Origin of the sequence: Microbispora sp. NPDC046973 (assembly GCF_040644495.1) — a bacterium.
Taxonomy (GTDB): domain Bacteria; phylum Actinomycetota; class Actinomycetes; order Streptosporangiales; family Streptosporangiaceae; genus Microbispora.
In genome coordinates, this window is sequence record NZ_JBEYWQ010000001.1 from 421,358 (window position 1) to 435,522 (window position 14,165).

General features: G+C 72.1%; 11 protein-coding genes. 10 read left to right on the plus strand and 1 reads right to left on the minus strand.

Annotated elements, in window-relative coordinates:
• The first annotated feature begins 152 nt into the window (after positions 1-152).
• From ABZ860_RS02040 to ABZ860_RS02060, 5 genes are all read left to right on the plus strand, one after another.
• A complete protein-coding gene (locus ABZ860_RS02040) occupies positions 153-959 on the plus strand; it encodes a type II secretion system F family protein (RefSeq protein WP_357213730.1) in 807 nt (268 codons plus the stop codon).
• A 234-nt stretch (positions 960-1,193) separates the two neighbouring features.
• Positions 1,194-1,811 carry a DUF4244 domain-containing protein gene (locus ABZ860_RS02045; RefSeq protein ID WP_357213732.1) on the plus strand — a complete coding sequence of 206 codons (618 nt, stop codon included), beginning with the start codon at positions 1,194-1,196 and terminating at the stop codon, positions 1,809-1,811.
• 80 nt (positions 1,812-1,891) lie between these two features.
• Positions 1,892-2,305 (plus strand): TadE family type IV pilus minor pilin, encoded by a 414-nt coding sequence (locus ABZ860_RS02050; RefSeq protein ID WP_357213735.1) that lies wholly within the window; start codon positions 1,892-1,894, stop codon positions 2,303-2,305.
• Between the two features lie 84 nt (positions 2,306-2,389).
• Positions 2,390-2,779: an Rv3654c family TadE-like protein gene (locus ABZ860_RS02055; protein WP_357213738.1), complete on the plus strand. Its 390-nt coding sequence runs from the start codon at positions 2,390-2,392 to the stop codon at positions 2,777-2,779.
• Between the two features lie 513 nt (positions 2,780-3,292).
• Positions 3,293-4,948, plus strand: coding sequence for a hypothetical protein (locus tag ABZ860_RS02060; RefSeq protein WP_357213741.1), 1,656 nt, complete (start codon positions 3,293-3,295; stop codon positions 4,946-4,948).
• A gap of 128 nt (positions 4,949-5,076) precedes the next feature.
• Here the strand turns inward: ABZ860_RS02060 and ABZ860_RS02065 are convergent, their stop codons facing one another.
• Positions 5,077-7,443 carry a DEAD/DEAH box helicase gene (locus tag ABZ860_RS02065; protein ID WP_357213744.1) on the minus strand — a complete coding sequence of 789 codons (2,367 nt, stop codon included), beginning with the start codon at positions 7,441-7,443 and terminating at the stop codon, positions 5,077-5,079.
• A 370-nt stretch (positions 7,444-7,813) separates the two neighbouring features.
• Here ABZ860_RS02065 and ABZ860_RS02070 point away from each other — a divergent pair, with 370 nt between their 5' ends.
• From ABZ860_RS02070 to ABZ860_RS02090, 5 genes are all read left to right on the plus strand, one after another.
• The gene (locus ABZ860_RS02070; protein ID WP_030506779.1) at positions 7,814-8,164 is read left to right on the plus strand and encodes an STAS domain-containing protein; all 351 of its coding nucleotides are present in this window, start codon (positions 7,814-7,816) and stop codon (positions 8,162-8,164) included.
• Positions 8,165-8,183: 19 nt separating this feature from the next.
• Entirely contained in the window at positions 8,184-8,612 is a 429-nt protein-coding gene (locus tag ABZ860_RS02075) for an ATP-binding protein (protein WP_357213747.1), read from the plus strand.
• A 441-nt stretch (positions 8,613-9,053) separates the two neighbouring features.
• On the plus strand, positions 9,054-11,387 hold the full coding sequence (locus ABZ860_RS02080) for a sodium-translocating pyrophosphatase (RefSeq protein WP_357213749.1): 2,334 nt from the start codon (positions 9,054-9,056) through the stop codon (positions 11,385-11,387).
• Between the two features lie 169 nt (positions 11,388-11,556).
• On the plus strand, positions 11,557-12,018 hold the full coding sequence (locus tag ABZ860_RS02085) for a histidine phosphatase family protein (RefSeq protein WP_357213751.1): 462 nt from the start codon (positions 11,557-11,559) through the stop codon (positions 12,016-12,018).
• A gap of 51 nt (positions 12,019-12,069) precedes the next feature.
• Positions 12,070-14,163: an FUSC family protein gene (locus ABZ860_RS02090; RefSeq protein ID WP_357213754.1), complete on the plus strand. Its 2,094-nt coding sequence runs from the start codon at positions 12,070-12,072 to the stop codon at positions 14,161-14,163.
• The last annotated feature ends 2 nt before the right edge of the window (positions 14,164-14,165 follow it).

The following is a 14,165-nucleotide window of genomic DNA, read 5'->3' on the forward strand; positions in this document are numbered from 1 at the left end:
GGGGTCGGCGCGGATCGAAGACGCGAGCGGTGCCGGCGGCTGTCGCGAGTGGCGGCGTCGTGGGTTGCCCGAGTGGTGGTGGCGGGCGGTTGTAGCCAGTGGCGCGGGCGCGGTGACGCGCCCGGTGATGAGGACGGCCATCGTCGTAGGCGATGCCGGTCGTCCTACTGGAGACGGCTGTTGTGCTGGAGAGGGGACGAGACATGATCGCCGTGCTGGCCGGGCTCCTGACCACGCTGGCGATGCTGACATGGCCGGTTGCTCGTTCGCCGGCTGTGCGGCTGGGTGCCATCGCGTCGTCGGCCTCATCGGAGGCGCCGGCCCGGGGATCACCGGGCCCCGCGCCGGTGGGCGCGAGCGCGTCACGTCGGGGAGTGGCCGTCGCGGCACCCGTGGGACTCCTGCTGTTCCTGCTCCTCGGCGGCCTGGCGGGGGCGTGTGCGGGGATGGTGACGGCCATCGGTCTGTTCGTCACCGTTCGCAGGCGGGAACCGGCCGAGGTCAGGCGCCGCCGGGAGCGTATGGGGGCCGACCTTCCGTTCGCCGTCGATCTGATCGTCGCCTGTCTCCGGGCAGGACAACCGATGAGCGGGGCCGTCGAGACGACCGCCGTCGCGATCGCGGGCCCGGTGGGTGAGCGGCTCTCGTGGGCCGGCGCTCAGATGCGCCTGGGCGCTCCTCCTGAGGAGGCGTGGGCCGCTCTGTCCGATGAACCGGCGCTCGCGGCCCTGGCCAGAACGATGATCCGGGCCGCCCAGAGCGGTGCACCGGTCGCCGACGTCCTCACCCGGCTCGCCGACGACGCCCGGCGCGCGGCTCAGGCGACGGCCTCGGCCGCGGCACGAAGGGTGGGCGTCCACGCCGTCGCACCGCTCGGGCTCTGTTTCCTGCCGGCCTTCGTCTTCCTGGGGATCATCCCCATGGTCGCGGGTCTGGCGGGTCAGATCCTCCTGCCATGAACAACCTGTGGACAGCCTCATCCACACCTGTGGACAGCGAGCAGGGTAAATGGCGCAGGAGCTCACCAATCGCTGGTCGTCGATCCACAGCTGAGGGCGCTGTGATTGTGGACAACTGTGGTTGCGGTGCCCTTGTCCACAGAACCGTGCTCGGCCCGAATCCGTCCGTCCGTGATCCCGCAGTCTGGCCCCAGCACGGGCGGAGGGGCCGCCCCGAGCGGGTCAGGAGGACCGATGAGCAAGCACGCCGCGACCGGCCGGAAGAACCAGACGGGCACCATCCTCCGGCGGCGAGACGGTGACGCTGCGGGCCGTCACAGGGCGCGGCCGGCACGATGGGCGGCGCTCGTGCGCTCCGCGCGAAGGGCGCTGCTCGGCCGCGCCGGGCGCATGTCCGTGTTCACCCGCTTCGGCCTGTGGACGGGATTCGGCGACGCGAAAGTGGGTGTGGCGGGGAGCGTCCTCGCTGTCAGCGCCCTGGCCGTCCCTCCGAGGACGGGACGGCCGGAGGCCCAAGGCGCCGGATTCCAAGGTGCGGGGCGTCAAGGTGCGGGGCGTCAAGGCGCCCGGCCCTGGAAGGCCGCGCGGGCGATGGGCGACGCCCTGCGCAGGTCGTCCGGCGCGCTGCGGCAATCGGTCGCCCGGGTCTCGCGTCGGGCCCGAGAGCTGGGCATTCAGTGGGCGGTGCAGGCCGGGACGAGGGCCGACGCGGGCATGTCCACCGCGGAGTACGCCGTCGGCACGATAGCCGCCTGCGGGTTCGCCGCACTGCTCTGGAAGGTGGTCACCAGCGCCGAAGTGAGATCGATGCTCGCCGCGCTCATCCAGAAGGCGCTGAAGCTGGCCGCCTGAGGCTGCTGGTGATGCGCCCCTGTCCCCGGGTGCCGCGACGTCGTGTGGGAGACGTGCGGCCGCGGCGGGAGCGAGGTTCGGTGACCGCGGAGACCGCTGTCGCCCTTCCGGCCCTCGTGCTGGTGCTGACCGCCTCACTGTGGGTGGTGACGATCGTGGGCGCGCAACTGCGATGCGTCGACGCGGCCAGGGCAGGCGCACGCGCGGCTGCACGTGGCGAGGCGGCCGAGGAGGTGAGCGCGGCGGTCCTGCGACTGGCTCCCAAGGGAGCCACGGTGTCCGTTCGCGTGGGAGCGGACACGACCCGGGTCGAGGTCGTCGCGACCGTCCGGCCGCCCTTCAGGTCGCCGCTCCCGCCGGCGCGCCTCCGGGCCGACGCCGTCTCCGCCACCGAACCCGGCGTCCTTCCGTCGCTGTCAGCGGATGCGCAGGCGACCCGGTCTGCGGGCCTCGGGGAAGACCTCGTCGCTCGCGAACCAGGCGAAGGCGAATGACGAGCGGCTCCAGCGCCATACGAACGACGGGATCTAAGCGAGGACGTGCGCATGATCGATCGCCGGGGACATGAGGGCATGCGAATGAGGAGATTTCAGGCCTGTGAGGGCGCAGCGCGCTCCAGGAGGGAACGCGGCTCGGCGACCATCTGGACGATCGCCCTCATGACCGCCGTGTGGACGGTGGCGATGGTCGTCGTCCAGGTGGGCATCGCTCGCGTCGCGCGGCATCGGGCGCAGAGCGCCGCCGACCTCGGCGCGCTCGGGGCCGCTCGTGTGGCGCTGGCGGTCCCGGATGAGGCGTGTCATCGAGCGGAGGCGATCACGGCCGCCAACGGCGCGTCGCTGCGGTCGTGTTCGCTGTCGGGCGGGGTCGCCGAAGTCGCGGTGACCGTGCGGTTCGCCGTCCCCCTCCTCGGTCCCGCGACGGCCTCCGCCTCCGCATCGGCCGGTCCGGTCGCCGCCGTCGCATGAGTGGGTCGAGCGGCAGTGGGTCGGGCGGCAGTGGGTCGGGCGGCAGTGGGTCGAGCGGCAGGCCCGGTCGGTGCCACGGCGTGAGTGGGTCGAGTGGCAAGTCCGGTCGGTGTCGTGGCAGGGGTGAGTCGAGCGGCAGGCCCGGTCGGCGCCACGGCGTGGGCAGGTCGAGCGGCCGGTCCGGCTGGAGCCGCCGTATGAGGGACGATCGCCTCATCGAGGCCCGGGCTCCGCCGCCGGCAGTTGCCGCACGCCGTGGTGACGCCGCTCACCGCTCCGGCCGCGACCGGATATATAACGCATTTTCGCTCTTCCGTAATGTGAGGCTACTTGTGTCGCAATAGAATCACGACTTCTTAGACATAAGGTCCAAGAGTGGACGGCTGGCGTAAAGTGCCGCGTACTCTCAGTCGCCGTACGCATTCGGCCGGCAGCCGGGGCGGACGGTTCTCCATGAAGGGATGCGTCGTGACCAGGGTTCGTAGGCTGGGCACAACGGCGATGATCGTTCTGATGGCTCTGGCGTCCGTGCCGATGATCGGTGTCGCACCCGCGAGCGCGGCCGACGCCGAGATCCTGTCCCCCGCGGACGGGGAGGTCGTCAAGTCGTCCGGCGCGGTGGCCGTGTCCGCGAAGACGGACTGGTACCAGATCAGCATGGCCCTGTACGTCGAGGGCCCCTCCGTATCCCGGCAGAAGATCGCCTCTGGCGGCGCGAACCAGACGATCAGCGGCTCCTTCGACCCCGGCGACGCCCCCAACGGCACGTTCACGGTCAGTCTGTTCGGCGAGGTCACGCACAAGACCTACGCCACTTCGACCTTCGTGCTCAGCCGTCCGCCGGAGGCTCCCTCCGGGGTCCAGGCGCAGCTCAAGAATGCCTCGACGATCCTGGTCAGCTGGGCGAAGGGCGCCGAGCCGGATCTCCAGTCGTACGAGATCACCTCGGTCAAGGCCGGCAAGTCCGGCTCCGTCTCCGCCGACTCCGCCTGCTCCGGCTCGGCCTGCCGGACGAGCCTCACGCTTCCGGCCGGAATGGGCGGACAGAAGGTGGACGTCTCCGTGCGTGCGTTCCGATCGGACGGCGCCGGCGGCACTGTCGCATCTCAGCGCTCCGCGGCCGCATACGTGAGCGTTCCCGCCCCGAAGGCCTCCCCGAGCCCCTCCCCGTCGAAGAAGCCGGGCCAGTCGGCGGTCAAGTCGCCCGCCGCCAACACTCCGAAGACGCACCAGTCCACCGCCGTGCCGAACCCGGAACCGGCTCTGCCTCAGAACACCACGCCCAAGGACACCGAGCTGCCGAAGGACACCGAGCTCACGCTGCCGGAGGCGAACGGTGGCAGTGACCAGACCGAGCCGGTGGTCGTCCCGGAGAAGACCGGCGATCCGAAGATGACGGCTCAGTCGTCTTTCCTGCCGCTCGGCGGGCTGAACTTCGGCGTGTACGTCGCGCTCGCCGTCGTCCTGCTGCTCACGGGTGCGAACCTGGGCGCCTGGCTGCGGCGCAAGGGGCTGACAGGTGACAGCGCGGGCGAGGGACGATCCGCAGGCGCGGAGCCGCGGCCGGTGACGGCGAAGGCGGGTGCCTCGCCCGAGGCCGCCACGGTGGCGAGCGGCGCGGCCGCGTTCAGCGGCGCCGCCACGGCGAAGGCCCGGGGAAGCGCGCCTGTACGACGTCCCTCCGTGATCCTGGCCAGGCCGAAGGCCCGCGAGAATCTCCCGGAGACGGAGGCCGACACCGAGACCCGCTTGGGCGCCGTCTCCTCGACGACCGAGGGCACGGACACGATCCCGGGCACGGACACGATCCCGAGCGCGGACACGATCCCGGGCACGGACGCGGACACGGTTCTGGGCGCGGACACGATCCCGGGTACGGAGGCGGGCACGGAGGCGGGCACGGGCACGGGCACGGAGACCACGTTGACCGATCAGGAGCCGTCCGCCCCTCTCGACCGGCCGGACCACCAGGAGCCGCTGCCGGCTACCGCGGAGACACCGCCGTCTCCGGCGGCGCTGCCCGGTCAGATGCCAGTGCTCCCGGCTCCGGCGGTGCCCGCGGGTGCGGCGATCAACGGCCAGATGCCGGAACGGCCTCTCCGCCAGCCCGAGCCGGACGTCTGGACGGAGGACGACGACAGCCTCTACTCCGGCCGCCGCGACCTCTGACGGCCGCGTGTTCCCGGCACCTACCGGCACGTGCCTTCGGTGCCTGCCGCGCTGCACCGGGTGGGATGGAAGCACATGCCCGCTCGTCCGGCGCGAGGGTCGACGACAGACATGATCCGTGCGCCGGGTCAGGTGCTCAGGAGGATGTCGAGGAGGCGGATCGCCCCGGCCTTGTCGAGCGGCTCGTTGCCGTTGCCGCACTTGGGGGACTGGATGCAGGACGGGCAGCCGCGTTCGCACTCGCATGAGGCGATCGCCTCCCGCGTCGCCGTCAGCCAGTCGGACGCCCGGGCGTACCCGCGCTCGGCGAAGCCCGCGCCTCCGTCGTGGCCGTCGTAGACGAAGACGGTGAGCAGGCCCGTGTCGGGGTGGAGCTCGGTGGACACGCCGCCGATGTCCCAGCGGTCGCAGGTCGCGAACAGGGGCAGCAGGCCGATCGAGGCGTGCTCGGCCGCGTGCGCCGCCCCGCCGAGATCCGCCGCCTGTCCGGGCTTGACGAGATCGGCGAGCGCGGGCGTGGGCAGGGTCCACCAGACCGCGCGTGTGCAGAGTGTGCGCGGCGGCAGGTCGAGCGGCTCCTCGCCGAGGACCTCCCCGGTCTGCGTGCGCCGCTTGAGGTAGGAGACGACCTGGCGGGTGACCTCCACCGAGCCGAAGTGCAGGGTGCCGGGCCCGAAGGGCCGCGAACGCAGCGACTCCATCACCCGGATGTCGGTGACGTCCCGCGCGAAGGTCGCGTAGTCCGGTTCGGCGGCGGTGACCAGCGCGACCCCCGCGTCCAGATCGAGCACGTCGACCACGAACGTCTCGCTCTGGTGCAGGTAGACGGCCCCGGCGTGGACCATGGTGTGCGCCGACGGCTCGTCGACCGTGCCCAGCAGGCGGCCGGTGGACGCCTCCACGACCTGCACCGGCGCGCCGCCCGAGCCGCGGATGTCCGCCAGATCGGCCGCGTGGTCCCGGCTCGTCCAGAACCACCCCGTGGGGCGCCTGCGCAGCAGTCCCCGGCTCACGAGGTCGTCGAGCACGCCCCGTGCCGCCGGGCCGAAGATCTCCAGGTCGTCCTCGGTCAGCGGGATCTCCGCGGCGGCCGCGCACAGGTGGGGCGCCAGCACGTACGGGTTGTCGGGGTCGAGGACGATAGCCTCCACCGGCCGCCCGAACACCGCCTCCGGGTGATGGACGATGTAGGTGTCCAGCGGGTCGTCACGCGCGATCAGCACGGCCAGCGCGTCCTGGCCCGCGCGGCCGGCCCGGCCCGCCTGCTGCCACAACGAGGCTCGGGTGCCGGGCCACCCCGCGATGAGAACCGCGTCGAGTCCGGAGACGTCGACGCCGAGTTCGAGCGCGTTGGTGGTGGCCAGGCCGGTCAGTTCGCCCGAGCGCAGGGCCTTTTCGAGCACCCGCCGGTCGTCGGCCAGGTAGCCTGCCCGGTAGGCCGCCACCCGGTCGGCCAGCCGCCCTCCTCCGCGATCTGTCCGGCCGCCCACGCCGGTCTCGGGCGCCTCTCCGGTTTCGGCGGCCTCCGCGGAGGACCACCCCCGCCCGCCTCCCTCGGCCAAGGCCCCGCCCGCGGCACCGACCGGAGCGCCGCCTGGACCGCCTGAAGCGCCGACCGCAGCACCCCCGCCGGCGTCGCCGAAAGCTTGGCCCTCGTCCGGGCCGCTCACCTCCTCCGGCACGCCCTCGGCGTACTCCCCGTACGGCGCGGGCCCGGCGTCGAGGAGGGCCTCGACCTCCTCCAGCGTGCGGCGGGCCGTGAGGGCCACGGTCTCCGCGGCCCGGCGGGAGCGGACGAACGCGAGAGTGCGCACATCCTCGATCACGAGGTCCGCCAGGAGGTCGGCGGCCTCGGCCGTGGCCGTACGGCGGACCGGAGCCCCGCTCTCCCCGCGTAAATCGGTCAGAGGCGGCTCCCACAGGGCGAAGGTGGTCGAACCCCTGGGGGAGGCGTCCGTGGTCACCTCGGCCATTTCAAGGCCGGTCAGGCGCACTCCCGCGGCGGCGGGGTCGCTCGCGGTGGCCGACGCCAGCAGGAACACCGGCGAGGAGCCGTACCTGGCGGCGACGCGGCGCAGCCGGCGCAGGATCTGGGCGACGTGGGAGCCGAAGACGCCCCGGTAGCCGTGGCACTCGTCCACGACCACCAGCCGCAGCCGCCGCCAGAACGACGACCAGGACGAGTGCCGGGGCAGAATCGACCTGTGCAGCATGTCCGGGTTGGTCAGCACGTAGTTGGCGTTCTGGCGGACCCACCGGCGTTCCTCGGGCGGCGTGTCGCCGTCGTACGTGGCGGCGCGCACCTGCGTCAGCCGCAGCTTCCGCAGGGCCCTGAGCTGGTCGGCGGCGAGCGCCTTGGTCGGGGTGAGATACAGCACGGTGCCGCCGGAGAAGATCTCCGTGACGGCCGGCACCAGGTAGGCCAGCGACTTCCCGGACGCGGTCCCTGTGGCAATGATCACGTTTTGGCCACGTTTAACCAGCTCGGCGGCCATAAGCTGGTGTTCCCACAGCCCGGAGACCCCCTGCAGGCGCAGTCGCGAGACCAGCAGATCGGGAGCCCATTCCGGCCACCTTGCCTCACCTGCCTGACGTGCTGGAACATGCTCCACATGAGTCACGCGCCCCCGGCGTGCGGGAACCGCGAGCAGACGGGTGAGAAGGTCGCCTGTTCGGGCAGAGGACGAAGAAGTCGGAGTCACTGGTTTCCAGTTTGGCATCTGCGGGGAGAGTCGCCCGGAGTCGTGATTTCGTATAGACACGGAGTCGTAGCGTGGTTGAATGCCGCGCATCGGGTCGTGCCTCTGGACTACCAGGATGCATGACCTGTATCGAGACCTACGCAAGTAAGGCGCTGGAGGATCTGTGGATCTGAAGTTGGACCACCATTCCGAGGACAATCTCACCATCGTCGATGTCGAGGGTGAGATCGACGTCTACACCGCGCCCAGACTGCGTGAGCTGCTGATCGACCTGGTCAACAAGGGCAACTTCCACCTGCTCGTGAACATGGAGAAGGTGGACTTCCTCGACTCGACAGGCCTTGGCGTGCTGGTCGGCGGCCTCAAGCGGGTGCGGGCGCACGACGGCTCCCTGGAGCTCGTCTGCACGCAGGAGCGCATCCTGAAGATCTTCCGCATCACCGGCTTGACGAAGGTCTTCGGGATCTACGCCTCGGTCGAGGAGGCCAAGGAAGCCCACGGCCGGGACAAGTGACGGCCGGGGACTCAGCAACATGGCCACCGTCGAGCTGACGTTCAGCGCTCTGCCGGCCCACGTGCGTACGGCCCGGCTGGTCGCCACGGCCATCGCCCGGCGCACGGGAGTGGCGGAGGCGATCCTGGACGAGGTGCGGCTCGCCGTCGGAGAGGCGTGCTCGCGGGCTGTGGAGGCGCACCGCCTCCACTGCCCGGAGGAGCCGGTACGCATCGAGTTACGCGATGACGCCGGGCGTTTCGAGGTGACGGTCACCGACGCCGCCCCGAGCGAGGACGTGACGCCCCAGGTGCTGGAGGCGAACGGCAGCCTCATGCCCGAGATCGACAATCTGGGCATCGCGGTCATCGCGGGGCTGGCCGACGACGTCGAGGTGCTTCCCGGGCCGAAGGGCATGCGCATCCGCATGAGCTGGCCCGCGTCGCCCCACGGCATCGCCGCCCTCTGACCGCGGAGGGCCTCCGAGGAGGACCTTCAAGCACCTCGAAGACCTTCGCGAGGCAGGACCTTCGAGCAGATCGAGTGTCGCCCCCCGGCGTGACACTCGATCTTTTGCTATGCCCGTCCTAATTTCGGATGGACCAGAACCCAAGACAGGGGAGTGCCGTAACCAGCGCGACCATCACCGCCACGGCCCTGACTCCGCTGGTCAAACCACCTTCATAGCGGTGCAAATGTTCGTCCATTACTGGACGCCGCTTCGATTACGAGGCGCGAGGGCCTTCATATCCGTGGCGTCGCTGCGTAGACTCCCGGCACCGGCCAAGGTATTGCGGATGCAACCGGAAGCGGCACTTGCCAACCCGCCCGGAAGCGCCGCACGGCCAGTGGGTTCGTCCAGCGTCGTCCGGGCAGGGAGACCGAAACCCCGTCTGGCCGAGGAGGACGGATGTCTGCCTTGCAGGCCGCTGGCGAAGGCGCAGCGGTAGCTCTGAACGGTTCCCATCTCACTCTTGTCATAGTCGTCGCCGTCGTGGCTCTGCTCGCTTTGGCCGTCGCGGGCGGCCTGGTGCGCGAGGTGCTCGCCGCCGGGCAGGGCACCGAGCGAATGCAGAACATCGCGCGTGCCGTGCAGCAGGGCGCCGCCGCGTATCTCGCGCGGCAGTTCCGGACGCTCGCCGTATTCGTCGTCATCATTCCGTTCCTGCTTCTGTTGCTCCCGGCGGGCTCGACCGGTGAGCGAATCGGCCGGTCCGTCTTCTTCGTCGTCGGCGCGGTGTTCTCCGCGCTGACCGGTTTCATCGGCATGTGGCTCGCCGTACGTGGAAACGTCCGCGTCGCGTCCGCCGCCCGCGAGTCGGGTGAGAAGACCGCGATGCGCATCGCGTTCCGCACGGGCGGCGTCGCCGGCATGTTCACGGTCGGCCTGGGCCTGCTGGGCGCCGCGATCGTCGTGCTGGTCTACAAGGGCGACGCGCCGAACGTCCTCGAGGGGTTCGGCTTCGGCGCCGCGCTGCTCGCGATGTTCATGCGTGTCGGCGGCGGCATCTTCACCAAGGCCGCCGACGTCGGCGCCGACCTGGTCGGCAAGGTCGAGCAGGGCATCCCGGAGGACGACCCGCGCAACGCCGCCACCATCGCCGACAACGTGGGTGACAACGTCGGCGACTGCGCCGGCATGGCCGCCGACCTGTTCGAGTCGTACGCCGTCACCCTGGTCGCGAGCCTGATCCTGGGCAAGGCCGCGTTCGGCACCGAGGGCCTGGTCTTCCCGCTGATCGTCCCGATGATCGGTGTGATCACCGCGGTCATCGGCATCTTCACCACGGCTCCCCGCTCCAAGGACCGCTCCGGCATGGCCGCCATCAACCGCGGCTTCTTCATCTCCGCCGCCATCTCGGCCGTGCTGGTGGCCGTCGCGGCGTTCGCGTACCTCCCGTCGAGCTTCGCCGAACTGTCCGGCGCCTCCGCGGACGTCGCCGCGCTCACGGCCGACCCGCGCCTGATCGCCATCGGCGCGGTGCTCGTGGGCCTGGTCCTGGCCAGCGCCATCCAGATCCTCACCGGCTACTTCACCGAGACCAACCGGCGCCCGGTGCGGGAGATCGGCGAAAGCTCGCTCACCGGTCCCGCCACCGTCATCCTGTCCGGCATCTCGGTCGGCCTGGAGTCCGCGGTCTACTCGGCGCTGCTGATCGGCGGCGCGGTCTACGGCGCCTTCCTGCTCGGCTTCGGCAACGTGACCGTGGCGCTGTTCGCCGTGGCCCTCGCGGGCACCGGCCTGCTGACCACGGTCGGCGTGATCGTGTCGATGGACACCTTCGGCCCGGTCTCCGACAACGCCCAGGGCATCGCCGAGATGTCGGGCGACGTCGAGGGCGAGGGCGCCCGCGTGCTCACCTCCCTGGACGCGGTCGGCAACACCACCAAGGCCATCACCAAGGGCATCGCGATCGCGACCGCCGTGCTCGCGGCGACCGCGCTGTTCGGCTCGTTCCGCACCGCGGTCGAGGGCGAGCTCGCCAAGGCGACGCAGGGGGTGAAGGACGCCCTGGGTTCGTTCGCCGACTTCAGCCTGTCGGTGGACGCCCCGAACGCCCTGGTCGGCCTCGTCGTCGGCGCCGCCGTGGTGTTCCTGTTCTCCGGCCTCGCGATCAGCGCCGTCGGCCGCGCCGCCGGCCGGGTCGTGTACGAGGTGCGCGAGCAGTTCCGCACCAAGCCGGGGATCATGGACGGCACCGAGCTGCCGGACTACGGCCGGGTGGTGGACATCTGCACCCGTGACTCGCTGCGTGAGCTCGCGACCCCCGGTCTGCTCGCCGTGCTGACCCCGATCGCGGTCGGCTTCGCGCTCGGGTACGCGCCGCTCGGCGCCTATCTGGCCGGCGCCATCGCGGCCGGAACGCTGATGGCGGTGTTCCTCGCCAACTCCGGCGGCGCCTGGGACAACGCCAAGAAGCTGGTCGAGGACGGCCACCACGGCGGCAAGGGCTCGGAGGCGCACGCCGCCACCGTCATCGGCGACACCGTCGGCGACCCGTTCAAGGACACCGCGGGCCCGGCCATCAACCCGCTGATCAAGGTGATGAACCTGGTCGCGCTGCTGATCGCCCCGGCCGTCGTCGCGTACGCCGACAACGCCGCGGTTCGCGTCACCGCGACGGTCGTCGCGGTGGCGGTCGTGGTCGGCGCCGTGGTCGTCTCCAAGCGCCGCGCCACGGGCATCGCCCCGTCCGGCGAGGCCGACGAGGCGTCCCGCGCCACGGAGCCCGTCGCCCACTGACGCGGCCCGCAACCCGGCCCGAAGGTCCCTCGCTCCTGGAGCGGGGGACCTTCTCCATACACTGAGCACTTATGGACAAGCCGAACGGGGGCAGGACGCTGGCGCTGATCCTGCTGACCATGGCGGTGATGATCGCCGTGATCGTGGGCCTCGCTGTCTGGGCCATGCCATGAGCGCCCGGACGCTCGTCGTGGTCAGGCACGCCAAGGCCGGCCACGCGCCCGGCCTCCCGGACAGCGAACGTCCGCTCACCCCCCGCGGTGAGCGGGACGCCCGGGCGGCGGGGGAGGAGATCCGGCGATTCACCCCGGGGCTCGTCCTGTGCTCGCCGTCGGTCCGCACCCGCATGACCGCCGAGCTGCTCGGTCTCGACGCTCCCGTCGAGATCGAACGCGACATCTACGAGGCGTACCCCGACGACCTGCTCGGCGTGCTGCGCCGTACGGACGGCGAGATCGCGTCGGTGGTGCTCGTCGGCCACAATCCGGGGGTGCACGAGCTCGTCGCCGCCCTGACGGACGCCAGACTCGACGGCTTCCCGCCCGCCGCGTACGTGGTGATCGAGCTGGACGTGCCGTGGGAGGACATCGCTCCCGGCACCGGACGGCTGGTCCACGTGAGCCGCCCCTGATTGCGGCCCGGGAAGGCGGGTAGTAACAACCGCCTGCCGCTCAGGAACGTCGTGCTCGCCAGGGCGCCGAGGCTGGAGGATCCACGCCTCGCGCTCGGTTTCGGCCTGACCGGGGCCGCCTGCCTGGTGATCCCGCTGGTCACGGGCCTGCTCACCGGGCACCCCGCGGGCGGCGCGACGGTCGGCCTCGGCGCGTGGCTGGTCGCGGGGCGGGCCATCGCGAACCCCGCGGGCATGCGCACGCCCTACCTGCTCGGCGTCGTGCTGTCGGTCGGCGTGGGGACATCGCTGGGGATCCTGCTGTCGGGCAGCAGCTGGCTCATGGTCCTGGTCGCCTCGGCCCTGGCCGGGCTGGGCGGCCTGGTGCGCCCGATCGGCGTCACCCCGGCGCTCACCCTGCTGCTGACCGCCGCCAACCCGCTGCCGCTCGACCCCGTGCCGCACACGGGCCTGCAACTGCTCGGCGGTCTGCTGGCGGCCGTCCTGCTCACCCTGCCCTGGCCGTGGCGGCGTACCCGCCCCGTCGTCACGATGCTGAGCGAGACGGCCGACACCCTGGCCGGGCTGGTCGAGGCCGTGGCCGACCCCGCGGTGGGCCAGGACGAGTGGGACGAGCGCCGCAGGAAGGCCGCCGACGCGATCGCCGAGGTCCGCACGGCCCGGGCCCGCCGCGTCCGGTGGGAGCGGTCGCGGGCGGCCGAGGACGTCGCGCTCGCGCTGCGCCGGGTGTTCCACGAGATCATCGCGTTGCGCGGGCTGTGCGACACGCTGGCCCGGCGTGCGCCCGGCGCGGCGGACGAGGCGGGGCTCGGCGATCTCGTGTGCTCGCTGTCCGCGTCGCTGCGGGCCTACCTGGCCGAGTGCCCGCCCGAGCACGTGCCCGTCCTGGATTTCGGCGATCGGGTGGACCGGCTGCGCGACCGGGCCGCGGGCGGCGAGCGCGAGATGGTCGTGCTCGTCCTCCTCCGGCAGATCGCCCACAGCGCCGGGCGGATCCGGGAGGCGCTCGACGGCTCCGCCGAGGCGGCCCGCCGCCTGTGCGCGCCCGGCCTCGGCCCCGCTCTCGACATGGCCACGCTGGCGGTCCCCCCGCCGCTCGCCTTCGACGACCCCCGCGTGCGGCACGCCCTGCGGGTCGTGCTCGGCACCGCCTTCGCCTCGATCGTCATCGTGCTGTTCAAGCCCGCGTTCCCGCACTGGCTGGTGATCGCGGTGCTGGTCACCATCCAGCCGACGTACGGCGAGACGCGGGCCAGGGTGTGGGCGCGGGTGGGCGGCAGCACGGCCGGGGGGCTGGTCTCGGCCGCCATCCTGCACATCGCGCCGGGCCACTGGCCGCTCGTCGCGCTGATCGGGGTGTCGGCCGCGCTGGCGTTCGGCCTGGCCCCGACGCACCAGGCCTACTGGGCGACGTTCATGACGATGTGCGTGCTGCTGCTGCTCGACTTCCAGGTGCCGCAGACCGCGCGGATCGCCGAGTCGCGGGTCGTGCTGACCGTCGTCGGCGGCGTCATCGCCATCGCGTGCGCGCGGCTGCTGTGGCCGCGGGGGGAGACGGAACGGCTGGCCGAGCGGGTCGGCCGGATGCTCGACTCGCACGCGGCGGTCGCCCGGACGCTGGCGCAGCTGGCCAGGGGGAAGGCGGGCGCGGATCGGACCGAGGAGCGGATCAGGAAGGCCGCGGTGGACGCCGAGATGGTCACAGGGGCGCTCGGCTACATCGCCAAGGAACCCGGCGGCACGGCCCCCGACGCCGTCGACGAGGCCCTGGAGGCCGCCCAGCGGGTCCGCGACGACCTGCTGACGCTGATCTCGGTCCTGCGGGACGAGCCCACCGGCGCCGGGCCGGTCCCCGACGTCCTGGACGCCGTGGCCGGCCACCTGCGGGCCGCCGCGCAGGCCGTGCGGGGGCGGGAGCCGTACGAGCCCGCGGCGGAGGTGAGCCGGGGGCTGGCGGACGACGCCGTGTGGGTCGGCGCCCAGGCCGAGCGCCGCCTCACCGAGCTGGAGACGGACGCGACCGAGCCGGGCTCGGGGCGGGCGCTGCTGCGCACCGCCGCCGTCGACCAGGCGCTGCGCTCGCTGGACGCCGACGCCGTACGGCTGTGCGCGGCGGCGGCCGGCGCCTTCGCGAGCGGGCCCTGAGG

Bases quoted from the DNA above. Each gene is read 5' to 3' on its own strand.
- ABZ860_RS02040 (WP_357213730.1), top strand. From the start codon at position 153: ATGCCGGTCGTCCTACTGGAGACGGCTGTTGTGCTGGAGAGGGGACGA.
- ABZ860_RS02045 (WP_357213732.1), top strand. From the start codon at position 1,194: ATGAGCAAGCACGCCGCGACCGGCCGGAAGAACCAGACGGGCACCATC.
- ABZ860_RS02055 (WP_357213738.1), top strand. From the start codon at position 2,390: ATGAGGAGATTTCAGGCCTGTGAGGGCGCAGCGCGCTCCAGGAGGGAA.
- ABZ860_RS02060 (WP_357213741.1), top strand. From the start codon at position 3,293: ATGGCTCTGGCGTCCGTGCCGATGATCGGTGTCGCACCCGCGAGCGCG.
- ABZ860_RS02065 (WP_357213744.1), bottom strand. From the start codon at position 7,443: ATGGCCGCCGAGCTGGTTAAACGTGGCCAAAACGTGATCATTGCCACA.
- ABZ860_RS02075 (WP_357213747.1), top strand. From the start codon at position 8,184: ATGGCCACCGTCGAGCTGACGTTCAGCGCTCTGCCGGCCCACGTGCGT.
- ABZ860_RS02080 (WP_357213749.1), top strand. From the start codon at position 9,054: ATGTCTGCCTTGCAGGCCGCTGGCGAAGGCGCAGCGGTAGCTCTGAAC.
- ABZ860_RS02085 (WP_357213751.1), top strand. From the start codon at position 11,557: ATGAGCGCCCGGACGCTCGTCGTGGTCAGGCACGCCAAGGCCGGCCAC.